The 25,163-nt window shown below is 63.9% G+C and carries 21 protein-coding genes and 1 tRNA gene; 4 read left to right on the top strand and 18 right to left on the bottom strand.

Features of this window, described 5'->3' with window-relative positions; translation table 11 throughout:
* Positions 1 to 18: 18 nt before the first annotated feature.
* The 12 genes from glgD to dnaX all read right to left on the bottom strand — a co-directional run bounded on the left by glgD (position 19) and on the right by dnaX (position 15,408).
* Positions 19 to 1,113 (bottom strand): glucose-1-phosphate adenylyltransferase subunit GlgD, encoded by a 1,095-nt coding sequence (gene glgD / locus U5709_RS07705; protein ID WP_321972218.1) that lies wholly within the window; start codon positions 1,111 to 1,113, stop codon positions 19 to 21.
* A gap of 2 nt (positions 1,114 to 1,115) precedes the next feature.
* Entirely contained in the window at positions 1,116 to 2,264 is a 1,149-nt protein-coding gene (locus tag U5709_RS07700) for a glucose-1-phosphate adenylyltransferase (protein ID WP_321972217.1), read from the bottom strand.
* A gap of 69 nt (positions 2,265 to 2,333) precedes the next feature.
* Complete coding sequence (locus tag U5709_RS07695; protein WP_321972216.1) at positions 2,334 to 4,769, bottom strand: glycogen/starch/alpha-glucan phosphorylase; 2,436 nt, start codon at positions 4,767 to 4,769, stop codon at positions 2,334 to 2,336.
* 144 nt (positions 4,770 to 4,913) lie between these two features.
* Positions 4,914 to 7,235 carry a 1,4-alpha-glucan branching protein GlgB gene (gene glgB, locus U5709_RS07690; protein WP_321973131.1) on the bottom strand — a complete coding sequence of 774 codons (2,322 nt, stop codon included), beginning with the start codon at positions 7,233 to 7,235 and terminating at the stop codon, positions 4,914 to 4,916.
* A 300-nt stretch (positions 7,236 to 7,535) separates the two neighbouring features.
* A complete protein-coding gene (locus U5709_RS07685) occupies positions 7,536 to 8,855 on the bottom strand; it encodes an O-acetylhomoserine aminocarboxypropyltransferase/cysteine synthase family protein (RefSeq protein WP_321972214.1) in 1,320 nt (439 codons plus the stop codon).
* 323 nt (positions 8,856 to 9,178) lie between these two features.
* Positions 9,179 to 10,027: an adenine glycosylase gene (locus U5709_RS07680; RefSeq protein WP_321972213.1), complete on the bottom strand. Its 849-nt coding sequence runs from the start codon at positions 10,025 to 10,027 to the stop codon at positions 9,179 to 9,181.
* 104 nt (positions 10,028 to 10,131) lie between these two features.
* Complete coding sequence (locus U5709_RS07675) at positions 10,132 to 10,818, bottom strand: HAD family hydrolase (RefSeq protein ID WP_321972212.1); 687 nt, start codon at positions 10,816 to 10,818, stop codon at positions 10,132 to 10,134.
* A gap of 127 nt (positions 10,819 to 10,945) precedes the next feature.
* Positions 10,946 to 11,022, bottom strand: a tRNA-Asp gene (locus U5709_RS07670).
* A 155-nt stretch (positions 11,023 to 11,177) separates the two neighbouring features.
* On the bottom strand, positions 11,178 to 11,984 hold the full coding sequence (locus U5709_RS07665; RefSeq protein WP_321972211.1) for a hypothetical protein: 807 nt from the start codon (positions 11,982 to 11,984) through the stop codon (positions 11,178 to 11,180).
* Between the two features lie 67 nt (positions 11,985 to 12,051).
* Positions 12,052 to 12,660: a recombination mediator RecR gene (gene recR, locus U5709_RS07660; RefSeq protein WP_321972210.1), complete on the bottom strand. Its 609-nt coding sequence runs from the start codon at positions 12,658 to 12,660 to the stop codon at positions 12,052 to 12,054.
* A gap of 54 nt (positions 12,661 to 12,714) precedes the next feature.
* Positions 12,715 to 13,050, bottom strand: a complete 336-nt coding sequence (locus tag U5709_RS07655; RefSeq protein ID WP_321972209.1) for a YbaB/EbfC family nucleoid-associated protein — start codon at positions 13,048 to 13,050, stop codon at positions 12,715 to 12,717.
* Between the two features lie 96 nt (positions 13,051 to 13,146).
* The gene (dnaX, locus tag U5709_RS07650) at positions 13,147 to 15,408 is read right to left on the bottom strand and encodes a DNA polymerase III subunit gamma/tau (protein WP_321973130.1); all 2,262 of its coding nucleotides are present in this window, start codon (positions 15,406 to 15,408) and stop codon (positions 13,147 to 13,149) included.
* A gap of 357 nt (positions 15,409 to 15,765) precedes the next feature.
* On the opposite strand from dnaX, the gene U5709_RS07645 reads away from it, so the two are divergent.
* Positions 15,766 to 16,320: a hypothetical protein gene (locus tag U5709_RS07645; RefSeq protein ID WP_321973129.1), complete on the top strand. Its 555-nt coding sequence runs from the start codon at positions 15,766 to 15,768 to the stop codon at positions 16,318 to 16,320.
* Between the two features lie 50 nt (positions 16,321 to 16,370).
* Entirely contained in the window at positions 16,371 to 16,724 is a 354-nt protein-coding gene (locus U5709_RS07640) for a hypothetical protein (protein ID WP_321972205.1), read from the top strand.
* A gap of 87 nt (positions 16,725 to 16,811) precedes the next feature.
* Here the strand turns inward: U5709_RS07640 and U5709_RS07635 are convergent, their stop codons facing one another.
* The 6 genes from U5709_RS07635 to U5709_RS07610 all read right to left on the bottom strand — a co-directional run bounded on the left by U5709_RS07635 (position 16,812) and on the right by U5709_RS07610 (position 22,174).
* On the bottom strand, positions 16,812 to 17,129 hold the full coding sequence (locus tag U5709_RS07635; protein WP_321973128.1) for a DUF6591 domain-containing protein: 318 nt from the start codon (positions 17,127 to 17,129) through the stop codon (positions 16,812 to 16,814).
* Between the two features lie 43 nt (positions 17,130 to 17,172).
* The gene (locus tag U5709_RS07630) at positions 17,173 to 17,658 is read right to left on the bottom strand and encodes a DUF6591 domain-containing protein (protein ID WP_321973127.1); all 486 of its coding nucleotides are present in this window, start codon (positions 17,656 to 17,658) and stop codon (positions 17,173 to 17,175) included.
* Between the two features lie 148 nt (positions 17,659 to 17,806).
* Entirely contained in the window at positions 17,807 to 18,382 is a 576-nt protein-coding gene (locus U5709_RS07625) for a hypothetical protein (RefSeq protein ID WP_321972204.1), read from the bottom strand.
* Positions 18,383 to 18,592: 210 nt separating this feature from the next.
* Positions 18,593 to 20,326, bottom strand: a complete 1,734-nt coding sequence (locus tag U5709_RS07620) for a serine/threonine-protein kinase (protein ID WP_321973126.1) — start codon at positions 20,324 to 20,326, stop codon at positions 18,593 to 18,595.
* 418 nt (positions 20,327 to 20,744) lie between these two features.
* The gene (locus tag U5709_RS07615; RefSeq protein WP_321973125.1) at positions 20,745 to 21,194 is read right to left on the bottom strand and encodes a helix-turn-helix transcriptional regulator; all 450 of its coding nucleotides are present in this window, start codon (positions 21,192 to 21,194) and stop codon (positions 20,745 to 20,747) included.
* A 14-nt stretch (positions 21,195 to 21,208) separates the two neighbouring features.
* Complete coding sequence (locus U5709_RS07610) at positions 21,209 to 22,174, bottom strand: homoserine O-acetyltransferase/O-succinyltransferase family protein (protein WP_321973124.1); 966 nt, start codon at positions 22,172 to 22,174, stop codon at positions 21,209 to 21,211.
* 166 nt (positions 22,175 to 22,340) lie between these two features.
* On the opposite strand from U5709_RS07610, the gene U5709_RS07605 reads away from it, so the two are divergent.
* Positions 22,341 to 23,603: a DEAD/DEAH box helicase gene (locus U5709_RS07605; protein ID WP_321972200.1), complete on the top strand. Its 1,263-nt coding sequence runs from the start codon at positions 22,341 to 22,343 to the stop codon at positions 23,601 to 23,603.
* A gap of 187 nt (positions 23,604 to 23,790) precedes the next feature.
* On the top strand, positions 23,791 to 25,077 hold the full coding sequence (locus U5709_RS07600; protein ID WP_321972199.1) for a class I SAM-dependent rRNA methyltransferase: 1,287 nt from the start codon (positions 23,791 to 23,793) through the stop codon (positions 25,075 to 25,077).
* Positions 25,078 to 25,163 lie beyond the last annotated feature (86 nt).

Raw genomic sequence — 25,163 nt, 5'->3', positions numbered from 1 at the left:
TTCGCTTTCTGCGTAGTGCTAGTCGCGTGCCTTCTCTTTGACAAGGACGTCGTCGGGGGTGCCGCGCAGCTCGGTGCCGGCGGGGACCACGTTGCCGCGGTCGACGATGGCGTTCTCGACGCGGGCGCCGCTCTTGACGACGCAACCCTGCATGATGATGGCGTTGCGCACGGTGGCGCCGGCCTCGACCACGACGCTGCGGCCCAAGATGGAGTCGCTCACGGAGCCATAGATGCGGCTACCGGAAGAAATGCGGGAGTTGGTGACGCGCGAGCCGATCTCAAACTTGGCGGGGGCGTTGTCGTGCGCCTTGGTGTGGATGATGCGGTCGGCCGGGAAGACCTCGTTGGAGACCTTGGGGTCCAGGAAGTCCATATTAGACTCGAAGTACTCCTTCTTGTTGAAGACCGGAGCCACAAAGCCGTCGAAGTTGTAGGACTGGACGTTCACGCGGCCGAAGTCGCCGGCCATGGCCTCGAAGAGATCGAGGTAGTCGGTGGGCGCGTACCAGTCGAACATGTCGAGCAGCAGCGAGCGGCTGATGATGAAGCAGTCGAGGAAGGCGGTGTCGCCGAACTTGACGCCGTTGTGCGAGGACTGGACGCGGCCGTTCTCGACGTTGAAGCCGACGACGTCTTCGTTGACGCGCGGGGCGGTGGCGGTGAGGACGGTGATGTCCGCGCCGGAAGCCTTGTGCGCCTCGAGCATATCGTTGAGGTCCAAGTTGTAGACGAAGTTGGCCGACGACAAGATGACGTAGTCGGCGTTCGAGCGGTTGAAGTAGACCTTGTTGTGCACGAGGTCGCGCAGCAGGAAGCGCGCACCGGTGCGGGAGGTGCCGAAGGCGCTGCCGGGCAGGATGAACAGGCCGCCGTTCTTGCGGTCCAGGCCCCAGTCCTTGCCGGACTCGACGTGGTCGATGATGGAGCGGTAGTTGTACGGCATAACCATGCCCACGGTGCGGATGCCGGCGTTGACCATGTTGGACAGCGGGAAGTCAACCAAGCGATAACGGCCGAGGTACGGCATGGAGGCGATCGGGCGGTACTCGGTCAGGGGCCCGGTGGCCTTGGCGGAGTAGTTACAAGTGATGAGGCCAATGACCTTCTGCATGATTAGTTCTCCCCCTTCCCGACAACGACGTCGTTGCCGATGACGGCAGTGTCCTTCGTCGCGTCGACGGAGCCGAGGCTCACGTTCTCCTCTACCACGGCGTTCTCGCCAAGAATGGCGCGGACGACGTGCGCGCCGTCCTTGACCACGGCGCCGGGCAGCAGCACGGAATCCTCAACGGTGGCGCGCTCGCCGATGTAGGCGTCGGTCGAGAGGATGGAGTGCTTGGCCTTACCCAGGATGGTGCAGCCGTTGGAGACGAGGCAGTCGTCGACCTCGCCGTTGCGGCCCACGAACGAGGGCGGACGGGTGGAGGTGTTGGACATGACGGGGAAGTCGTCGTCGAAGATGTCGAACGCGGGGTTCGGCCCCAGCAGGTCCATGCTCGTCTCGTGGTAAGAGGAGATGGTGCCAACGTCGCGCCAGAAGCCGTTGAACTCGTAGGTGAAGAGGCGCTTGTCGTCGGCAAGCAGCTTCGGGATGATGTTGTTGCCGAAATCGTGCTCGGACTGCTGGTCGACGGCATCCTCGCGCAGAGCCTTGAGCAGCAGGTCGGCGGTAAAGATGTAGATGCCCATGGAGGCGAGGTTTGAATCGGGCTTCTTGGGCTTCTCGGTGAACTTGGTAATGCGACCCTCGTCGTCGGCGGTGATGATGCCGAAGCGGGACGCTTCCTCCCAAGGCACGGGCATGACGGCGATGGTCAGGTCCGCGTTGTTCTTCTTGTGGGTGGCGAGCATGTCCGCGTAGTCCATGCGGTAGAGCTGGTCACCCGAGAGGATGAGCACGTACTCGGGATCGTTCTGCTCGATATAACCGAGGTTCTGCGTCACGGCGTCAGCGGTGCCCTCGTACCAGGCGCCGCCGGTCTGGGTGGCGTACGGCGGCAGAATCGAAACGCCGCCGTCGCGCTCGTCGAGGTTCCACGCCTCGCCAGTGCCGATATAGCTGTGCAGTAGATACGGACGATACTGGGTGAGCACGCCAACCGTGTCGACGTTTGAGTTGGCGCAGTTAGAAAGCGCGAAGTCGATGATGCGGAACTTGCCACCAAACGACACCGCGGGCTTTGCTACGTTGCTCGTCAGCGCACCAAGCCTGCTGCCTTGCCCGCCGGCAAGGAGCATGGCAATGCACTCCTTCTTGCTCATTCCCCCACTCCTTTCAGACCTAATTTCAACGGGGGGATGAGGGCTCATCCCCCCGTTTGCGAACTAAGTTTAAATGTGCCAGATATCTGCGGTGTATTCCGCGATAGTTCTGTCACTGGAGAAGAATCCAGCGTTAGCGGTGTTGTGGAGGGCGGATTTGTTCCAAGCGGCGCGGTCGGAGTAGCCGGCAGTGAGTTCCTCCCAAGCCCTGACGTAGGAGTGGAAGTCGGCCATAACGAGGTACGGGTCGTTCTCGACCATGAGGTGGTCGTGGACGGACTCGAAGTTGCCGGAGAGGTTGGCGAGGGTGCCGTCGGTGAGCTGGTCGACGATGCGGCCGGTGCGGCCACGATCGTTGTTGTACATATCCCAGGCATAGTAGCGGCCGGAGCGCTGGAGCTCCTCGACCTCCTCGGTCTTCATGCCAAAGATCTTGATGTTCTCGGGACCAACGAGCTCGGAGATCTCGACGTTGGAGCCGTCGAGGGTGCCCAGGGTCAGGGCGCCGTTCATCATAAGCTTCATGTTGGAGGTGCCGGAGGCCTCGGTGCCGGCGAGCGAGATCTGCTCGGAGATGTCGGCGGCGGAGTAGATATACTGCGCGTTGGACACGGCGAAGTTGGGCACAAAGGCGACGCGGATCTTCTCGTTGACGCGGGAGTCGTTGTTCACGACGTCAGCGAGCGAGTTGATGAGGCGGATGACTTCCTTAGCGAAGGTGTAGCTCTGGGCGGCCTTGCCGGAGAATATGAAGGCCGTGGGCTGAATCTCGAAGTTCGGATCGTCGAGGATGCGATTGCGCAGGTCGAGGACCTTAAAGACCGAGAGGAGCTGACGCTTGTAAGCGTGGAAGCGCTTGACCTGCACGTCGAAGACCATGTTGGTGTCCAGGACGATGCCGGAGGTCTCCTTGACGTAAGCGGCGAGGCGCTCCTTGTTGACCTTCTTGGCCTCGTCCATGGAGGACAGGAAGCTGGCGTCGGACTCGAAAGCCTCGAGCTTCTTGAGCTCGTCGGCGTCGTTCAACCACCCCTCGCCGATGGCTTCGGTGATGATCTTGGAATAGGAGGGGTTGGCCTCGCGGAGGAATCGGCGGTGGGTCACGCCGTTGGTCTTGTTGTTAAAGAGCCCGGGCTCCATCTGGGCGAAGTCGTGGAAGGTCTCGCGCTTGAGGATGTCGGAGTGCAACGCGGAGACGCCGTTGACGGAGTGGCTGAAGATGATGGAGAGGTTGGCCATACGGACCTGGCCGTCCCAGAGGATGGCGGTGTTGCGCAGGACGTCGTTCCAGTTGGCGCCCTCAGCGAGCTTCTCGGAGAGGCCGTCGCGCCAGCGGCGGTCGATCTCCTCGATAAACATGTAGAGGCGCGGCAGCAGGTTGCGGAACGTGTTGATGGGCCACTTCTCCAGGGCCTCGGGCATAACGGTGTGGTTGGTGAACGAGACGGTCTCGTGCGCGATCTTGAAGGCGAGGTCGAAGTCGACGCCCTTCTCATCGACGAGGATGCGCATAAGCTCGGGACCGCACATGGCGGGGTGGGTATCGTTGGTGTGGACGCAGACGTGCTTGCCGAGGTCCTCCCACTTGGGGCCATACTCCTTCTCATAGGTGCGCAGGATGGTCTGCAGGCCGGCGGAGACGAACAGGTACTCCTGCTTGAGGCGCAGCAGGCGGCCGTGCTCGCCGGCGTCGTTGGGGTACAGGATGGTCGAGATGGCCTCGACGTCGGAGCGGAACTTGTTGGCCTTGGCGTAGTCGCCGTCGTTGAAGGCGTCGAGGTCGAAGTCCTCGGAGGCGGGCTCGGCCGACCACAGGCGAAGTTTGTTCACGACCTTGCCAGCGTAGCCGATGATGGGCACGTCGTAGGGCACGGCGCGAACGAGGTCGCCGCCCTCCTCGGTGAACCAGTACTTGCCGTCGGCGCCCTCGTGGCGCACGACGTGGCCGTTGAAGCGCACGAGAACGGCGGAGGCGTCCTTGCGGGTCTCCCAGGGGAAGCCGTTGGCGAGCCAATTGTCGGTGGTCTCGACCTGGCGGCCGCCCTCGATGTCCTGGTGGAACAGGCCGTAGCGGTAGCGCATGCCGTTACCGTAGCCGGCGATGCCGTTGTGGGCCATGGAAGCGAGGAAGCACGCGGCAAGACGGCCGAGGCCACCGTTGCCGAGGCCGGGGTCGACCTCCTGGCGGCAGACGGCATCGAGGTCGGAGCCCATGTCCTTCATGGCGTCGGCCACGAGGTCGCGCGCGCCGTAGTTGATGAGGTAGTTGTCCAGAAGCGGGCCGATGAGGAACTCGAGGGAGAAGTAATAGACCTTCTTCTCGTCGGTGGTGTGGGACACGGGAAGCTGGGCGTTGCCCTTAGAGGCGACGAGCTTGGCGAGCACCTGGAACTGCTCGAGCAGCGAGCACTGCTCGAAGGTCTTGCCGAGCTCGGCCTGGCACGCGGCGCGGTACTGCTCCTCAAAGTCCTTCTTGTCCTTGAAAATCTGCTGGTAAGTGGCCATTTCTCTCCCTTTGCATGGTCGTTGGCGGTACTGGTGGCCGCGGGTTGGGGTGCGCGGCGCGGTATCGTGGCTGCGGCGGCAGAGTGCCGATACACACGAAACGGGGCCGCCCTTGTGCAGGACAGCCCCGTGATTTTACATCGATTATTTGGTTTTTGCGGAAGCCTTGACCGTCTTCTTAACGGTTGCGGATTTTTTGGCCGGCTTGGCGGCCGCGGCTGCTTTGTCCTTCGCAGGCTCCTTAGCTGCGGCGGGTTTGGTTTCGGGGGCCGCGGGCTTTGCAGGAGCCTTCTTCGCTGATGCGGGCGTCTTGGCCTTCTGAGCTGCGGCGGGTTCGGATTTTGCCGCGGCGGACGTTTTTTCTGCGACGGGCGTTGCCTTAGCAGCGGTTTTTGCGGCCTTTGTGGTGGTCGTGGCAGGTTTTTCGGCTTTGGCCGCAGCCTTCTTGGCGGTCACCTTGTGCTTGACGGCCGCGGCGCCCTTTGCCTTGGGCCTCGCCTGCGTGGCCACCTTCTGCAGCACGATGCCGCCCAAAGGCGGGATGCGCACGACGACGGACTGCGCGCGGCCGTTCCAGCCAACCTCCTCGCAGCGCAAACGGCCCTCGTTGACCACGCCGGAGCCGCCGTACTCGGCGGCGTCGGAGTTGAACTTCTCGGCGTAGACGCCCCACTCCGGCACGCCCAAGCGGAAGTCCTCGCGCGGGTTGATGTCGAAGTTGATGAGGATGACCAGGTCGTCCTTGGGATCGTCGCCGCGGCGGATGAAGCTGATGATGGACTGGTCGGAGTTGTCGGCGTCGAGCCACTCGAAGCCGGAGGACTCGTAGCCGCGCTGCCACAGGGCGGGGTTCTTCTTGTAGAACTTGTTCAGCGCCTCAATAAAAACCTGCTCATTGCGGTGGGTGTCGTACTCGGTGAGGAAGTACTCGATGCCCTCGTAGTAGCGCCACTCAATGTACTGGCCGATCTCGTTACCCATGAAGTTGAGCTTGCCGCCGGGGTGCGTCATCTGGTAGAAGGCGAGCGCGCGCAGGCCGGCGAACTGGCGCCACTGGTCGCCCGGCATGCGGGTGATGAGCGAGCACTTGCCGTTGACGACCTCGTCGTGGGAGAGCGGCAGTATGAAGTTCTCGTTGAACTGGTACATGGAAGAGAACGTGAGCATGCGGTGGTTGCCCGGACGCCACGGGAAGTCGGTCTGCATGTAATGAAGCGTGTCGTTCATCCAGCCCATGTCCCACTTAAAGTGGAAGCCGAGGCCGCCGTCCGAAGGCGGATAGGTGACGAGCGGCCAGGCGGTGGACTCCTCGGCGATCATCATGACGTCGGGGTGGAGCTGGCCCATCGCGGAGTTCGTCTGGCGGATAAAGGCGGACGCGTCGAGCGCCTCCTCGGTGCCGTACTTGTTGAACCTCTTCTGGCCGGGGTCGTCGATGCCGAAGTTCATGTAGAGCATCGAGGAGACGCCGTCCATGCGGATACCGTCGATGTGGTAAGTCTCGACCCAGTACAGCGCATTGGACACGAGGAAGCTGCGGACCTGGCCACGGCTGAAGTCGAACTTGTGGGTGCCCCAGTTGGGGTGGATCTCGTGCTCATAGAGCATCTCGCCATTGAACTTGGCGAGGCCGTGGGAGTCGGCGCAGAAACCACCGGGGACCCAGTCCATAATGACGCCGATGCCGGCCTTGTGGCAGGCGTCGATGAAGTGCATGAGCTGCTTGGGGTTGCCGTAGCGCGAGGTCGGCGCGAAGTAGCCGGTGGACTGGTAGCCCCAGGAGCCGTCGAAGGGGTGCTCGGAGAGGGGCATGACCTCGATGTGGGAGTAACCCATCTTCTTTGCGTAGGCGACGAGCTCCTTTGAGAGGTCGTCATAGGTGTAGTGGGTGCCGCGCTGCGCGGGGAAGGGATCGCCGGGACCGGGCCATGTGCCGTCCTCGCGAGGCTCGCCCTGCGGCTCGTCGCCATGGCGTTTCCAACTGCCCAGGTGCACCTCAAAGATGTTGAGCGGGCTCTTGAGCATGGGGCGCTCGGCACGCTCGGCCATGTAGGAGGCGTCCTTCCAAGCGTAGCCCGCAAGGTCGCAGGTGATGGAGGCGGTTCCCGGGGGCAGCTCTGAGAAGAAGGCATATGGATCGGCCTTGTAAATCTTCTCGCCGCTGTGGGAGACGAGCAGGTACTTGTAGAGCTGGCCGGCCTTGACGCCAGGGACGAAGCCTTCCCAGACGTCGCCCGAGGAGGCGGGGTTGAGGTAGAAGGCGGTCTCGTTCCAGTCGTTGAAGTCGCCAACGACCGCGACGGACTGCACGTGCGGGGCCCAAACGGCGAAGTGGTAGCCCTTGGTGCCGTCCTCGGCCACGGCGGGGTGAGCGCCGAGCTTCTCGTGGCTGCGATACCAGTTGCCGTTGCCGAGCAGGTGCAGGTCGTCGTTGCTGAGGTAGAGGCTGCTGTCGAGGGTGTCCATCGATGCGCTCCTATCGCTTATTCCTGGCCGCGGGCCGGCGCCTGCGGCTTCCAACGCGTTTTGACATATAGTCAGTTTTACCAGTTCGGCGCGGGCCGCGTCCGCGACATTCCGCGAGCGCTGCATTGCAGCTGGTAGGCGCAACACCCCACCGCCGCGAACCCGTCATTTTGTGCCAGCGGTTTGGGGACAGTCCCCTTTCTGCAGCGGTTTGGGGACAGACCTTTGGCGAGCGCGAAACCCCCGAAAGCCGAGGCTTCCGGGGGCTGACGCGCGGTTTATTCTTGCTGGCGGAGTCGCTTACGCATTAGCGAGGGCCTGGTCAAGGTCGGCGATGATGTCGTCGGCGTTCTCGATGCCGATGGACAGGCGGATGAGGTCCTCGGAGAGGTGCGCGGCCTCGAGCTGCTCGGCCGTGAGCTGGGAGTGCGTGGTGGTGGCCGGGTGGATGATCAGCGACTTGGCGTCGCCAACGTTGGCCAGGTGCGTGAAGAGCTTGACGTTGTCCACGACCTTGAGGCCCGCGTCGCGGCCGCCCTTGACGCCGAAGACTACCACGCCGCCGAAGCCGTTCTTGAGCACGCGGGACGCGACCTCGTGGCTGGGATCGTTCTCCAGGCCGGAGTAGCGCACCCAGCTGACCTTGGGGTGGCCCTCCAGGAACTTGGCCACAGCCAGGGCGTTGTCGCAGTGGCGCTGGACGCGCAGGCTGAGCGTCTCGATGCCGAGGCCGATGAGCTGGGCCGCGTACGGCGAAAGCGTCGGTCCGAAGTCGCGCAGCTTGTTGGCCAGGACGCGCGTGGAGAAGGGCGCGGCGGGGGCGGCGTCGGCGAAGACGACGCCGTGGTAGGAGGGGTCGGGCTCGGTGAGGGTGGCGAACTTGCCCGGGGTCTTCTTCCAGTCGAACTTGCCCGCATCGATGACGGCACCGCCCAGCGTCACACCGTGGCCGGCGATCCACTTGGTGAGAGACTCGATGACCACGGCCGCGCCGTCGTCGGCCGGACGGTAGAGGTACGGCGTGGCGAAGGTGTTGTCCACGAACACGGGCACGGGCTCGGGCAGGGAGTTGGCGGCCTCGACGATGGCGGGCACGTCGGCCACGTCCACCAGCGGGTTGCCGATGGTCTCAACGTACCAGAGCTTGGTGTTCTCCTTGGTGGCGGCCACGAAGGCGTCGATGTTGTTGTTCTCGACGAAGGTGGTCTCGACGCCCAGGTCGCCCAGGGTGTGAAGGAAGATGTTCCAGGTGCCGCCGTAGAGGGAGTCGGAGGCGACGATGTGGTCGCCAGCGCCCACCAGGTTGGTGAGGGCGAGGATCTCCGCGGCGTGGCCGGAGGCGACGGCGACGGCGCCGGCAGCGCCCTCGAGGGCGGCCACGCGGGCGGCGATGGAGTCGGTGGTGGTATTGGTCAGGCGGCCGTAGACGTTGCCCGGCTTGGAGAGGGCGAACTTTGCGGCGCCGTCCTCGGCGGAGTCGAACTGAAAGGCCGCGGAGGCGTAGATCGGAAGCGCGGCGGAGCCGGTGACGGGGTCGGGCTCGAGGCCGGCGTGGATCTGCAGGGTGTCGAAGTGCTTGGCGGGGTCCTGGGCAAAGGTGGGGTTGAGCTTGAACGTCATTTTGAGATTCCTTTCGTTGAGCCGCCGCTGATTTTGGTTTGGTTTCGGGCTCGGCGGCGCGTATTTTCGATGTTTTGAATAGTACGGCGCGGCGCGACGCGAGCGTAGCCCCGCGATTGTGGCAATTCATTATCGCTTAAGGCGATAACCCGGATGCCGCGACAGGAGAATCCGCCGTTGGCACACCGAACCTGTCATTTTGTGCAGCATGTAGTGACGGGTTCTACGTGCGGACAGAAGGGACAGTCCCTTTGTCCACCAGGAACGTGGGCAAAGGGGCTGCCCCTTTGTCCGCACCAGAAACCTGTCACCCGGTGCAGCGGCTAGGGACGCCAGAGATTGTCTGTCTCGTGGCAAAAACCCTCGGCGGAAAGCTCGACGAGGAGGTCTGCGGCAAGAGCGGCGTCGAGCTCGATGCCCTCCGCAACCACGGCATCTACCAGCGCGTCTATGCTCGCGCCCTCTCGCCTGGCAAGAAGCGCCCGCACAAGCGCGGCGCGCTTCTGTCTGCGCGATCCCTCGAAGCGCGACTGTCGCGCGTGGCCGCTCGACCGACGCGACGGGTTCGGCACCGTCCGCTTGAGGTAGGCGCCGTAGTCGAGCAGCGCGTAATACCAGCTGCGCGGGTCGTCTGCGTCGTCCACACCGTCCACGTCACCGACGCCGCCTCCTGCGCGCGCAAAACCGCCGTCAGGCGGACACGTCGCCTCGACCAAGGGCACGATCTCCCGGTCCGAAACGTCCTCGCGCCCAGCGAAGAGCTCGTGCAGCATGACGGTCCGCACGTTCGTCTCCAGATAAACCCCGTGCAGGTCAAAGGCAAAAGCGCGGATGCCCGCCGCCGTCGCGGGGCCGATTCCCGGCAGCGAAGTGAGCGCCGACGCCTCCTGCGGGAACTCCCCGCCCGCGGCCACAATCGCCTGCGCCGCGCGATGCACGGCGAGCGCACGCCGGTTGTACCCCAGTCCCTGCCACTCGTCGAGCACGTCTGCCACGTCGGCCGCGGCCAGCGCACCTACGCTGTCGAACCGCGCGAGCCAGCGCTGCCAGCGGCCATCCACGCGACTCACCTGCGTCTGCTGCAGCATGACCTCGCTGATCCAGATCTTGTACGGATCGGTCGTGCGGCGCCATGGCAGGTCGCGGTACAGCTCGCGCCCCTGCTCGCGCACACGGGTCCGAAAAGCCTCGAGCTCAGTATCGCCAAAAGTCGCCGAAACCTCGTTTACCGGCGATTTATCGCCTTCGTACGGCTGCGTTTTTTTGCCTTGCGGCACTAGTCGTCCCAATCCAGGATCTGCCAGCCGCGCTTCTTGGCAATGGACTTGAGGGACTGGCCGGGGCAGACGGCGAACGCGGTGCCAGCGCGGGCAAGAAGGTCCTCGTCGGTGTGGTGGTCGCCGTAGGCGTAAGCGAGCTTCCACGCGCCCGCGCCGAACTTCTCATCGCACCAATCGGCGACGGCGCGGAATTTCTGATCGCCCGCCACAACGGTACCCTCGACGCGGCCGGTGTAGCGGCCCTGCTCGTCGCGCTCCATGTGGGTGGCCAGCACGGCGTCGACGCCCAGCACCTCGGCCGCGGCGTCGGCGATGATATCAAACGTGGCCGAGACGAGCAGCGTGACGCAACCCTCCTCGCGGCGGCACGTCACCTCGGCGATAGCCGCCTTACGGTACTTCTTGCCTAGGACCTCGTCGTGGAAATCGCGCATAACCTGCGCGATTCGCTCGGGCGTCATCTCGCCCAGGGCGCCGAAGACAAGCTCACGAGCCTCGTCTTGTCTGAACGGCAGGTGCAGCTTGTAGCGGATGCCCCACCAACCGAGGCGCAGCGCGCGCGGCAGCGACATCATGCCGTGCGTGAGCAGGTACGTGGTAAAAAGCGAGCCCGACTGCCCGTCAACGGAGGTGCCGTCGTAGTCGAACACGGCGATCTTGGTTGTAGTGAAACCTGCCTGCATGCGAGGGCCTTGTCTCGTGAGCTGCGACTTGCACGTAATCATACCGCGCCAGATAAGACAGAGGGACATTCCTCTCGTCTTTTCAGCACGAAAAAGGGCCCTCCGAAGAGGGCCCCATTCAGTGCAATGGCGGGATGTAAGGGACTCGAACCCTCGACCTCCGACGTGACAGGCCGGCGCTCTAACCAGCTGAGCTAACACCCCGTGCGCCTTGCGCGAGGATTATTATTACACACCTCGCGACACGATGTCTAGTAGGAATTTCAAAATACTTTGCGAGATTCCGAAATAGTTGCCGCGCCTCAAAGTCTGTCCCCAAACCGCTGCGGAAAGGGGACTGTCCCCAAATGGTAGGCGGGTTAGAGGGAGACGTTGGTGGTAGCTCCGGTCGAGTCATTCACAACGAGGGTCGAGCCGTCGAGGGCGGCCGAGGTCACGGCGCCCGAGCCGCCGACCGCGTTGCCGTCGGAGTCGGTCACCTGCGTGGGCAGCGAGCCGGCGGCGGGCATGTAGGCCATAAGGTCCCAGCCGCTGGCGAGGTTCTCGGGCACGACGAGCACGCCGTTGCACAGGATTATTGCGGTCGGGGTGCCACTCAAGCTGAACGCGGCCTCGCCGTCGGCCGTGACCCACCATGCGCCGCCCTCGCCTTGGGCAAGCGCGTACTTGACGCCGTGGAGCACAACTGAGCCGTCCGCGGAAGCCTCTTGCTGCTGGGCCTCGGTGGGCTGCTCGGACTGCTGATTTTGCTCGGGCGCGGCATTCTGCGACGTCAGCGCGCCGGTTACGCACCTGACCAGCAAGAACAGCACGACGAGGGCAAGAATCGCCGCGCCCACGATCATGAAGATGTTCTTGCTCGTGCGCTCAGGCCCGTCGGCCGCCGACGCATCATCGCTGGTCAGTCGCTTGCTCGCGCGGGCAGCGGCACTCGACAGCTTATCGGAGGAGTGGCGCTTGCGAAAGCGGCTCTCGGCGTTTTTGCGCGCGATGCCCGCCGCGTGAGAGGCGTTCTCGCGCGTGGTGACCTCGGCGCCTTGACCGGCGCGCAACGTGGTGATGGAATTAGGATCGACGGGCACCGGGGCCTGATTACCTTCGTCGTCGACCTGGACGCCGACCGGTGCGGGCGCTTGATCGAACTCGGTATCGCGGAGGGATGCCATATCGGTCCTCTCTGTATGCGCACGGCAAGCCGGCGCGTGGTGTGTTTAAGCTGCGTATATGCTCAGATTATAGTTCGCGGCGCGCCTCGATGGCGCGGCCGAGCGTGACCTCATCGGCATACTCAAGGTCTCCACCGACGGGCAGGCCGCTCGCGAGGCGCGTGACGCACACGCCGAGCGGGCGGATTTGACGGGCCAGGTATGTGGCGGTCGTCTCGCCCTCAACGTCGGGGTTTGTGGCCAAGATGACCTCCCCCACCTCATCGGACGCCAGACGGGCAAGAAGCTCGCGGACATGGAGCTGGTCGGGGCCGACCTTGTCCATAGGGCTGATGACGCCGCCGAGCACGTGATAAAGGCCTCGGTAGGTGCCGGTGCGCTCGATGGCCTGCACATCGCGGGGCTCGGAGACGACGCAGATGCTCGAGCGGTCGCGCGACGAGTTGGCGCAGATGTCGCAACGCTCGCGCGTGGCATAGCTAAAGCAGACGGGACAGAAGTGAACCTGCTGCTTTACCTCGAGAATCGCGTGCGCGAGGCGGCGGGCCTCCTCGGCGTCGGCCTCCAACAGGTGGTACGCAATGCGCTGGGCCGACTTCGGGCCGATGCCCGGGAGCCTGCCCAGCTCATCAAGAAGCCGCTGAAGGGCGTGTCCATCGTTTGCGGTGTAGTCCATAAGGTGATTGACCTGCGGTTTATTGGCGTGTCAGCGAGTAGCCGGGGCGCTCGATTAGAAGAGGCCCGGGATGTTGAGGCCGCCGGTCAGGGCGCTCATCTGCTGGCTGGCCATCTGCTCGGCGGACGAGAGCGCGTCGTTGACGGCGGCCAGGACCATGTCCTGCAGCATCTCGACGTCCTCGGGGTCCACGGCCTCGGGGTCGATGGTGAGCGACGTGATGCGCATGTCACCCGTGGCAGTCACCTTGACGGAGCCGCCGCCGGCGCTGGCGGTCACCTCGGTCTCAGACGCCTTCTGCTGCGCGGCGAGCAGCTGCTCCTGCATCTTGCGGGCCTGAGCCATCATCTGGTTGCGGTTCATGCCGCCCATGTTGAATCCCTTTGCCATGGTGGTTCCTCTCGATTCGGCTTCCTTGGCAAGAAGCGCCTGGTAGTTGCGGCGGGCGCGGGCCCGCGCTGGCAGCGGGCCTCGCGGCCCGCGGGGTTACTCTTCGTCGTCGGCGTCGTCGGTCGGCTCGTCGGTGAACTCGTCGGAGCCGTCGGCCGGGTCGGCGCCCTCGTCATCATACGGGACGTCGCCGGTCGCATCGTCCGCATCGGCCTTCTCTACAGAAACGGCGGTCGGCGCGCCGAAAACGGCGGTGAGGCCGTCCAGGATGTCGCTGAACTCGGGGGCGAGGTCCTCGGGGACGGGTTGAGCGGCCGCGGCGTCGGCGCCGTTGTTGGCAAGAGCCGCAACCTGGGCAGCGACGGGCCGTTGAGCGGCCGTCGGAGCAGGGGGTGCGGGCTGAGCGGGTGCCGCGGGCCGCTGCGGTGCCGCGGGCCGCTGCGGTGCCGGGGCGGCCGCGAGGGCGTCCCAGGGCATCGGGTAGTCATCGGCGGGCTGGGGCGCGGCGCCATATGAGGCGTAGGCGTCGACGAGGGCGTATTCGGGCTCGGGAGTCGTGGCGGGCGATGGGGCGGGCGCGCTGTAGCGCGGAGCTTTCTGGCGCGGGGCCGGAGCCGATGGACGAGTGGCCTGAGCTGCGGCGGGTTGAGGCTTCGGGGCCGGCGCGGGCGCTTGAGCCGCAGGCGCCGCGCCGCCGCCTTGCTCGGTAACGGTATACTTACGCGGGCCGATAACGGCGCCGATGGCGGGCTCCACCACGGCGCGGACGTCGGCGCGGTCGAGCATCTTGAGGGCAAACTTCGAGCCGGCGGGAAGGCCGATGCTCAGCGTTTGGCCGTCGTCGGAGATGGGGAACGCGCTCAGCAGGAGAGAACCCTTCGCGGGCGCCGACTGGCGCAGGCCGTCGACGATCTGCTTCCAGGCTCGCTGCAGGGCCGCAGGGGCAACGGGGGCCGAAGGCGCCGCGGGTGCGGCGCCGCTCGCTGCGCGACTCGCATCAACTGCGGGCGGGGCGGGTTGGGCGGCCGACGCGGCCGCGGGGACCTGCCGCACCGGAGCCTGCGGAGCTGCGACGGGCTTCGGCTGCGGGGCAGGCGCAGGTGCGGGGGCCTGCGCGGGCGAAGCAGGTTGGGCAGCGACTTGCTGGATCTGCTGGGTTGCGGCGGGCGCGAGCTGGGCGGTTGCCGGCGCCGAGGGCGCGAACTGACCCGATGAGAGCTTCTGCTCGAGGGTCGCCAAGCGATCGGCTAGGGACTCAATGGTCAGATCGGTCTCGGGGCGGGCGAGGCGGGTAAAGGCGATCTCGAGAACGAGCCGCTGGTTGGTGGCGGTGCGCATCTCGTTGGAAGCATCGCCGAGGACGGTGAGCACGCGAGCCGCGCGGTCGGGCGAGCCAAACGCGGCGGCCTCCGCGCGCAGGGCCTCGAGGGCCTCGCCGCTCGCGGAGACGGCGCCCACGGCGCCGGGAGCCGCGGCCACGACGTACACGTCGCGCACATGGCTCGCCAACTCGCGCGTAAACTGCAGCAGATCGCGGCCGGAACCGACGAGCTTCTCTACCTCGGCAAAGAGAGTCGGCACATCTCGCTGGGCCAGTGCCATGGCGGTCGTGCCCAAAACGGAGCCGGCGACCTCGCCGAGGAAATCCTGCGCGGCTTTGAGGCCGATGTGGCCGTTGCCAAAGACCGAGAGCTGCTCGAGCGACGTCAGGGCGTCGCGCATGCCGCCGCGCGCGTGGCGGACAACCAGCTCAAGGGCATCGCCGTCGAAGGTAAAGCTCTCGCGTCCGCAGACGTAGGCCAGGTGGGCCTGCATCTCGTCGGGCGCGATTGCATGGAAATCGAAGCGCTGGACGCGCGAGAGGATGGTGGGCAGAACCTTTTGCGGGTCGGTCGTGCACATGATGAAGACGACGTGGTCGGGCGGCTCCTCAAGGGTCTTGAGCAGCGCATTGAACGCCGCCGTCGTGAGCATATGGACCTCGTCGATGATATAAACCTTGTAACGACCCATCGTCGGGGCGTAGTTCACGCGGCTAATGATCTCGTCGCGGACGTTGTCGACGCCGGTGCGCGACGCGGCGTCGAGCTCGGCCACGTCGGGGTGCTCGCCCGCGGCGATGAGGCGACACTGCTCGCAGGTGCCGTCGGGCATCTCGCCCTCGCCGCGCTCGCACATGAGGGCCTTGGCAAGAAGGCGCGCCATGGTCGTCTTGCCCGTGCCGCGGGGGCCGCAGAAGAGGTACGCGTGGCTCGTCTTGTGCTCGGCGACGGCGCGCATGAGCGTCTCGACCACGTGTTTTTGGCCTACGACCTGCTCAAACGTCTGCGGGCGATACTTTGTGTACAGCGATTCCATGCGGCCTCCGGGCGTGTTGTTTGCTGACGTTCCAGTATAGCCGCGGACGCGCAGGCGGGGGCGATGCCCGGAATTTGAGGTCCGCCGCGAGCTACTCGTGTACAAACTTCGTCGAGTGCGCACCTTAATTGCGCAGGGGCAGGTATACACCCGATTTTCAATCGCGTTTTCCCAGATATCCCGGTCAAATTCGGCCGCTCTTACTCGGCGGTCCGAATTAAGGTGCACACTCGACGAAGTTTGTTTAGAGCAAGGTCCGCAAACCTGGAGCGCAGCGGCATCGAGCAGGCCAGCATTACGGATCTCGGCTATGAAAGTCTTACGGGGCTCTCAGCGTGCCGAGCTAGCGTGAGGCCGATGTCGCAGGAGCGTGGGGCAGGTAAAACAGCGCTACTGGCTTACCTTTCTCAAGCCGCCCTCGCACACGACTGGATTTCGGCAAATGTTTCCGCCGCCCCCGGGATGCTCGAGGATATCCTGGAACGCGCAAACAAAGCTGCTTCGGAGTTTATCCCCAAGCGTGAGGGCGCCCGTCTAAAGGGGGTTTCCATAGGCGGCATCGATTTGGATTGGGAGTTCAAGGAAGCCGAGAAGGACAATTGGCGCGCCCGCATGAACGCACTGTTCAAGCAACTCGATAGGTTTGATATGGGCCTCCTCATAACGATTGACGAGGTGAACGTCAGCAACGAAGAGATGCTTCAGCTCACCTCCGTTTACCAGCACTTTGTTCGAGAAGGACGCAAAACGGCCCTTCTTATGGCGGAACTTCCGCACAAGGTTTCGGCGCTACTGCGCGATGACTCGGCCTCGTTTCTTCGTCGCTCCCAGCAACATCAATTGGGAAGAATTCCCGACTTCGAGATCGCAGACGCACTGATCAAGACCATCGAGGCGCGGGGAAGACCATAGAGGGCGACGCGTTGGAGAAAGCGGTGGCTTCAATCGGCGGACCCCCTTTCATGATGCAGCTCGTCGGCTATCGTATTTGGGATATGGCTGGAGAAGCTAACGTTATTACTGCCGCAAACGTCAGTGTCGGCTCGAAGCTCGCACGCCTTGAGATGCGCGACCGCATATTGGAAACAACGTATAGGGAGCTGTCCGAAGTCGACCTGCGGTTTCCTGCCGCGATGCTCGAAGGCCCCAACGAAAGCCGCGTCTCCGACATCGCCAAACGAATGAACGTATCAAGCGGTTACGCCAGCCAATATAAACGCAGGCTGCCCGACCAGGGCGTGATAGGCGAGCGAGGCCGAGGCATTGTGGCCTTCGATATCCCCACATTCCGCGATTACCTAAAAGAGAAGGTCTAGCCCAGCCTTCTTGAGGACAGGCAATAACTAGCACATAAAAGGCGGCGGGTGCAAAACCCGCCGCCTGTTTCTTCAGAATGGGACGCGTTATTCCTCGGGCACATCAACCCAGATGTACATAGTGTCATAGCCCAAATACTCGGCGAGAATATCGTAACCTTCGGCATTTTTGGCCTTGAACCACTTCTCGCTACGGCTGTAGTCAACGTTGAATCCTGCGGACATCAACTTGTCGACATAGGCCGAGTAGCTCTTGATTGGAGTATTGCCGATCCAAACACAGTACCGGTCGCTCGTGTTGACATCGGTCTTCCCCATAGTTGACTCGGGGGCAGGAACAACCGAAGCAGGGCCGACGGTCGGCCAGGTGAGCTCAGTAAGCTCCCGAGGAGACTCGATGCTCACCTTAAACAGGCTGTCGCTCTCCCACAAATTTATATTCAGGGCGTTAAAGAACCTCAGAGAGCTTCTGGAGCACGCGGCCCTGCACCTCGAGGTAATAGGCGCGATCGGCCGAAGAAAGGCTATCGCTGTCGATCGCGTCGAATTTGGAGACCCATTCCGAATAGCTCGTCATCATCTTTCCGTAGTCGGCGAGCATCGAGGCGACGTTGTCCGAGCTCTGGTACTTCTTCATGAACTCGACGTACTCGCTCATGAACTTCTCGTAGCCGTCCAATGTCTCCTTAAGATCAGGGTCCACTTCAGATGAGGACTTGCTGCCGGAGGCTGCAGGAGCCTCCTCCGTCTCGGCCGCGGGCTCCTCGGCCTTGGTTTCGGTCTTGGTCTTTTCCTTCTTCTCGGTCGTCGTGGTCTGCTCCTGCGCAGTCGTCGACGAGCTATCGGAGCTGGACTTCTTCGACGAAGAAGACCCGCACGCCCCCAAGGTGAGCGCAAGTGCCGCAGAAAGGATAATCGCCGCCGTCTTCTTCATGGTTTACTCCAATCAACTGGGCGTTATTTGCCGGTGAGACCATTCTGAAAAGGCGCGGAAAGCAATTCCTCAGTTGGCAACTGAATTACGCGTGCGGTTCCGCGAACGGCGAGAACCTAATGCCTGACCGACAAATCCCGCCCGTCGTCTAAGCTGCCGCGGCCTTCTTTTCGGCACGCTTGGCCACGAAGAGCCACACGCCGGCGGCGGTGAGAACCGCGGCGGACCCGAGCATGACCAGGCGACCGAACGCCCAATTGCTGGCAGCGCCGCTCGACACAGGGCCGTACTTCTCGAAATACCAGCCCACAAAAGAGATCAACCCGAGGTTTGCAAGGGCGAGAAGCGACGTCGGTGTCGCCTTGCGCAAAAGGGCGAAGAGCAGCGCTAGGACGGCGGCAACCCCAGAGACAACGATGACCCAGAGCATGATCGAATAATCGTTCAGCGAGCTCGTGACCGGGCGCTCGAGCCTGTCGCAATACGCCTTGTAAAAACGCGCCCAGGTGACAATCGAAGGGTTCGCCAAGTCGCTTACGGTAAGATCAGAGCCTTCGTTGATCTCATAGGCTTGCGCAAAAATGCTCGTTGCGGCCGATTCATCCTTTACCGAGGTGAACGGCAGGAAATAACTCGCGCACAGCAGCACCGCGGCTGCAATGGTGACGATTGACGGAATGAGCGCCGACCCTTTCTTGGCGACGACGGCAGGCTGGTCTTCCATGAGTTGCTCCTTACTTCAAGCCTATAAAACACCTGAAAGTAAAGAGCCACCGCGAGAGTAATTCCTCAGCTACCAACTGAATCGCGCCGACGGCTGGCGTCGCACAGCGGGGCGCAAAACGGACGTTTCGGCTACTTTTAAAGCGCTGAAATGACCGTTTTGCGCCCAAATGGGGATGCCGTCGCGCCGCCCCAGTCCGCCCCGCCGTCCCTACCGCGGATGGGCGTAGGCCTCGACGGTCGCGTAGGCAGGCAGGTCGCTCGCGTTGATCTGGAATGTCTTGTCCTCGCCGAGGGACAGGTCGTAGTCGTAGGTGTTGGTGCCGTAGACGATGTTTCCGGCCTCGTCGCGCAGCACAAGGGTGATGCCGGTCGTCGACAGGTACGACGGGATGCTCGCGAGGCCGGCCTCGTCGCCCGTCACGGAATACGTGCCGACGAAGGTCGTGAAGTAGGAGCCCTTGTTGACCGAAAGGCTGTCCACCTTCATCTGGAGGTCGCCGTCCATATGCCTCGCCGAAGTGGTCGAGATCCTCTGCAGCTTGAATTCGACGCGCGCAGGCGCGGGGCCGCCACCCGCTTGGCCCGCGAAGTACGAGACCTGGTTGGGCAAGGCGATCATAAAGCCAGCATCCTGGCTAAACAGCAGATTACCGTCCGCATCGTATCCCGTGATCTCAACATTTGCCAGCGTAATGGCCGTGTTTTCGCTCGTGTTCCGAACACCGAAGGCGAAATGGACGTAGCCGCCGTCGCCTGCCGACCAGCCGGATTCTGCGAGCTCGAGCGTGAAGTCCTCGTCGCTCATGCCCGCGCCGCCGGACTCGGCCACGGTCTTGAAGCCCTGGGAGATGCCGTACGCCGCGGAGTCTTGGACGATTTTCTGCGCGGTCGCGTCGGCAAGGCCGCTCGCGTCGCCGGTGGAGCCGGAGGTCGTCGCGTCCGCCGCGCCCGTCGCAATCGAACCGCCGCCCGCATCGCTCGACACCGCGTCGCCGGACCCGCCGCCAAGCGCCAGCCGCACCGCAAGCACAATAGCGGCGATAAGAGCCGCGGCACCTATCGCGAACAGCACTTTTGCCATCAGCGGGAAGATGTGCTTCTTGCCGTCGGGCGATGCATCGGAGGCGCCCTGCGCGGGCGCGGCGGCCGGTACGGCCCCGCCATCGCGCTTGCCCAGGATCTCGTCCTCGAACACGTGAATGGCCTCGGCAAGCGCGACCGCCGACTGGTACCGCGCGCTCGGTTCGAACGCGCACGCGCGGCGAACGACCGCCGCGAGGCGCGGGTCAACCGCCGCCGGGTCAGATAGCTCGGCCTCGTACGCCTCTCCGTCCGGCTGCATGCCGGTGAGCATGTATCCGAACAGCTTGCCGATGGCGTACACGTCGGAGCGCGCGTCGGTCTGCGCAAAGCCATACTGCTCGGGAGACGCGAACCCGCGCGTGCCCAGCGACGTCGTATCACGGTTCGCGCCCTCGACGCGAACGCGGGCGATGCCGAGGTCGATGAGGTGCGCGCCGTCCGCCGCCACGATGACGTTTCGAGGGCTTAGGTCGCGGTGGATGATGCCGCAGGAATGCAGCGCCGCCGCGGCCTCACAGATGTCGCCGACAAGAGACGCCGCCTCGGCAGCATTCAGGCGCCCGCAGCCCGAGATCAAATCCTCGAGCGTCTGCCCGGGAACGTAATCATACACAACAACGTACTGGTCAGGCAGCAAATACGACGCCTCCACCTTGGGCAGTCGCTTGCAATCGATGGCGCCGATGGTCGACCAGACGCTTTGGTTTGCGATTTCGAGCGGAAGCTTCTTGCGAACGAAAGGGCCGGCGCCGTCGATGGACACGAGCTCGGTCAGGCCGCCCGCGCCATGCGCAAGCATTCGATCGACGTGATACACGTCGTCGAGGCTCATGGCATGCATGATCTGCTCGTCGTTCAAAGCGCTCCCGTCTTCTTGGCGCGTCCGGGATACCCCCCAGCGCGGGAGCTCGCAGCACCAATTAACCAGTTTATGCACCACAGGTGGGCGGTTCTTCAGTTGCCAGCTGAATCGGCGAGCGGTGCTGCGGCTGCAAGGTTTTGCCGCTCGTGCGACGTTTTCGCGAACCGGCTGCAAGGTTTTGCCGCTCGTGCGACGTTTTCGCGAACCGGCTGCAAGGTTTTGCCGCTCGTGCGACGTAAATTTGCCCTTAAAGCAAACGGGCGTCCATAAAACCCCAGTTGGCTAGTCCGCACAGAACCCAAAACGGAGGAATTCATATAAAAGAACGTCGCACAAGCGGCAAAACCATGCACGGGATTCCGGTTTACGTCGCACGAGCGGCCAAACCCTGCGCAGCAGCCAAGGCGGGGACCGTCTAGCGCAGCGGTCCCGTGCCCAGAAGGGTCTTCTCGCCCAAACGGTACAGCTCGTCGTCGGCCTGCTCGCGCGTGCGCCCGTTCTCGATGCACCAGATGAGCACCGCGTCGCGACGGACCTTGCACCACAGCTCAGACACGCCGGCGAGCCTCAGCAGACGCTGGCATTCGCGCAGGTCGCAGCCCAGGCCGAACGCCAACATGATGGCGTGGTCGCGCCCGGGGCGGCTCTTGCCCTGGAAGACGTCGTAGACAACCGTGGCGTTGATGCCGCTCGCCCGCACCACATCGGCGCGTTTCAGACCATGCGCGTCGAGAAGTTCGTACAGGTAATCGGGCAAAGTTCGGTCCACCGTCGCGCACTCAGACAACAAATACGCCTCGGGCGTGGCCGACGTGAGCAGCTGTTCCAGCAGCTCCTCCGTAATGAGCTCAGTCTTCTCCGCCATGATTCGCCACCTGCCTAGAACTTGTCCATCATGATGTCGCCACCGCCGCGCAGCTGCTCGATGACCTGTGGAATCTCGGCCAAGTCGTACGGCGTCATCTGGTAGATCCAGTTCAGCCAGTTGCGATACAGCAGGTTGGCGTGCGCGCGCCAGGTAAAGAGCGGCTGCTGCTCGGGGTCGTCGTCAGGGAAGTAGTTCTCGGGCACGCGGATGGGCAGGCCCTTGTGGAAATCGCGCCAGAACTCGCCCGAAAGGGTGTCGCGGCCGTACTCGAAGTGGCCGGTCACGTAGACCTCGTGGAAGTCGCGCGTGGCGATAAGCGCGGGGCCCGACGTAAAGCCCTCGGAAAGAACCTGCAGCTCAGGGTGGTTGGCCAACTCGCCGGTGTCGATGGCGGCGTGACGCGAGTGCGGCATATAGTGCACCTCATCAAAGCCGTTGGTGAGAAAGTTGTACTCGTCGCAGAGCCGCTGTTTGAACACGCCGAAGAGCTTCGCGCCGAGCATCTTCTTGGGGATGCCGTAAAGGTGGTAGAGCCCCGCGAGCGCGCCCCAGCACAAATACATCGTCGAGAGGCAGTGCGTCTGCGACCAGTCGACGATGCGGCAGAACTCGTCCCAGTAGTCCACGTTCTCGAACTCGAGGTGCTCCACGGGCGCACCGGTGACGATGAATCCGTCGTAGTAGTTGTCCTTCAGCGCCTCGAGCGTGTCGTAGAACTTGACAAGGTGGTCGGCCGAGACATGCGTGGCCTCATGGCTGTCGACGCGCATGAAGTCGCAGCTCACCTGGAGCGGCGACTTGGAGATAAGGCGCAAGATTTGCGTCTCGGTCTCCACCTTGGTCGGCATGAGGTTGAGGATGAGGACGTGCAGCGGGCGGATCTGCTGGTTGTTGGCAACCTCCTCCTCAAGCGCAAAAATGCGCTCCTGGTGAAGCGTCGCTTTGGCGGGAAGGCCGTCGGGAATGTTGATGGGCATATTGCGAGAAACCCTTTCGCGGTCGACGGGGAGGCTGATGGAACCGCCCGCCTTCCTATGAGCCGGACGGTCTGCCGCCGGCAATGACGTGTGCCCTTTGATGGTAGCGCAACGTCCGCGTTCTTCTCGCGTGCACGACCTGCGGATTTGCGCAATACTTGATGTCATGACTACTTCATTTGCCGAGCTCGGGCTAAACGAGCAGATCCTGGCCGGGGTCGAGGCCCTTGGCTTTTCCACCCCCACGCCGGTCCAGGCCGGCGCCATCCCCGAGGTTCTCGCCGGGCACGACGTCATCGCCTCCGCGCAGACCGGCACGGGCAAGACGGCCGCGTTCGGCCTGCCCACGCTGCAGGTCATTGCCGACGCCGAGGGAAAGGGCCCGCACGCACTGGTCGTCACGCCGACCCGCGAGCTAGCCGCGCAGATCGACAAGGTCGTGAGCGTCGTGTGCGAGCACACGGACCAGCGCGCCATCATCGTCATGGGCGGCACCAAGTTCGACAAGCAGATCAAGCAGCTCGAGGCCGGCTGCGACCTTCTCGTCGCCACGCCCGGCCGCCTGCTGGACCTCATGGAGCACAACCACGTGAGTCTCGCGGGCGTGCAGACGCTGGTCCTCGACGAGGCCGACCGCATGTTGGACATGGGCTTTTGGCCGAGCGTTCGCCGCATCATGCACGCGCTGCCCGCCAAGCACCAGACGCTGCTCTTCTCGGCGACCATCCCGCCGTCGATCAAGTCCACCATCGACGCCCTGCTCACCGACCCCGTTACGGTCGAGATCGCCCGTGTGGGCGAGACGGCCGACACCGTCGAAGAGCACCTGTGCCCCGTAGCGCAGGCCCAGAAGCCCGAGCTTCTGCGCGCGCTTCTTCAGACCGGCGGCGCCGCGGGCGGGAAGCCTGAGCGCGTGCTCGTCTTCTGCCGCACCAAGCACCGCGTGGACGACGTATGCAAGATGCTCAAGAATGCGCAGGTCAAGGTGGATGTTATGCACGCCGACCGCCCGCAGCAGGCCCGCGAGAAGGCCCTCGAGAAGTTCCGCGCCGGCAAGATCCAGGTGCTCGTGGCCACCGACGTGATGAGCCGCGGCATCGACGTCTCCGGCATCGACGCCGTCGTCAATTTCGATGTGCCCATGGACCCCGAGGACTACGTGCACCGCATCGGCCGCACAGGCCGCGCTGGCGCCACCGGCCACGCCTACACCTTCGTGGCGCCCGACGAGATCAGCCCCCTGCGCGAGATCGAGTACTTTACCAAGAAGCTCGTCCCCATCTGGGACCTCAAGGGCTTTACGTACGATGCCGGCCGCATCATCCCGCAGGAGGGCCGCAGCACAAAGAAGCCCACGCGCACGATGTTCGCCGGCTCACGCTCCCGCGGCCGCAGCATCGGCGGCGGCCGCTACGGTCGCCACTACTAACCCCAACCTGCACCGGGTGACAGGTTCGCGCCTGCCAAAAGGGGACAGTCCCCTTTTGGCAGCGCTTTTGGGACAGACCTGCACGTGGTAACAGGTTCGTTGTGCAGCACGTAGAACCTGTCACCAGCAGCTGCACGAAATGACAGGTTCGTCGGCGCGGTTACGCAACCCCAAGAAAGGCATCGCGATGAAACAGGCACGTCCGTACCCGAAGGTCGTCGTTACGCGCAAGGCGGCCCGCGCGCTCAAGGGCGGTCACCCGTGGGTCTTCGAGGGCGAGGTCCTCAGCTGCGAGCCCGCGGCCGGCGGCACCCCCGTGGCCAACGGCGCCGTCGTCGACGTCTTTGAGGAAAACGGCACCTGGCAGGGTGCGGGCCTCATCTCCCAGGAGTCGAAGATCCGCGTGCGAATCGTGACCCGTAACGCCAACGACCGCATCGACGAGGCGTTTTGGGCGCGCCGCGTGGCTTACGCCTGGAACCACCGCCGCGTGGCCATGGGCAGCCGCGCCCTGCCCGGTTGCGAGCCGGACACCAACACTTGCCGCGTCGTCTTCTCCGAGGCCGACCAGATGCCGGGCCTCATCGTCGACCGCTACGAGAACGTGCTCGTTACCCAGGTGGGCACCGTCGGCATGGAGCTGTTGCGACCGATCATCTATCCCCTTCTGCTCAATACGTTGCAGGCAGATGGTCAGAACGTTACCGCTATTTATGAGCGCAATGACTCGCCATCGCGTGCCAAGGAAGGCCTTGCCCAGTACAAGGGCTGGTGGGACGGCGAGGGCGCCGAGGTTCCCGCCACGTCGCGCATCGTGGTCGCCGAGAACGGCCTCAAGTTCGACCTCGATATCGAGAACAGCCAGAAAACCGGCTTTTTCCTGGACCAGAAGTACAACCGCCGCGCCGTGCGGCAGATCGCCGCGGGCCGCCGCGTGCTCGACTGCTTCTGCCACGTGGGCCCCTTCGGCCTCAACGCCGCGGCGGGCGGCGCCGAGTTCGTGCGCTGCGTCGACGTAAGCCAAACCGCAATCGACCTCGCCGCCGAGAACGCCCGCTTCAATGGCCTCGACGGAGGCATGGGCTTTACCTGCGCAAATGTTCTTGAGTACCTGCCGGAGCTCTCGCGCGACCGTTCGCGTCTGCGCGAGGAGGGCGGCCCGTTCGACCTCATCGTCCTCGACCCGCCCGCATTCACAAAGAGCCGCAACACCGTGAACCACGCGACCAAGGGCTACCGTGAGATCAACTACGCCGCCATGCGCCTGCTGCCCCGCGGCGGCTACCTGGCCACCTGCAGCTGCAGCCACTTTATGACGCGCGACCTTCTCGCCGGGGCAATCGCCGACGCCGCTCACCAGGCAAACGTGCAGCTCAAGCAGGTAGAGGAGCGCCAACAGGCGCCCGACCATCCCATCCTTTGGGGCGTACCCGAGAGCCATTATCTCGACTTCTTTATCTTCCAGGTGATCTAAGCGCGCCGTGCCCGCCTGCAATTTGGGGACAGTCCCCTTTCTGCAGCGGTTTGGGGACAGACCTGTACCGGGTGGCAGGTTCCCAG

Origin of the sequence: Paratractidigestivibacter sp., assembly GCF_963660155.1 — a bacterium.
In the GTDB taxonomy this organism is placed as follows: Bacteria; Actinomycetota; Coriobacteriia; order Coriobacteriales; family Atopobiaceae; genus Paratractidigestivibacter.
The sequence above is the reverse complement of the archived record's forward strand: the minus strand, read 5'-3'. Positions and strand labels throughout refer to the sequence as shown.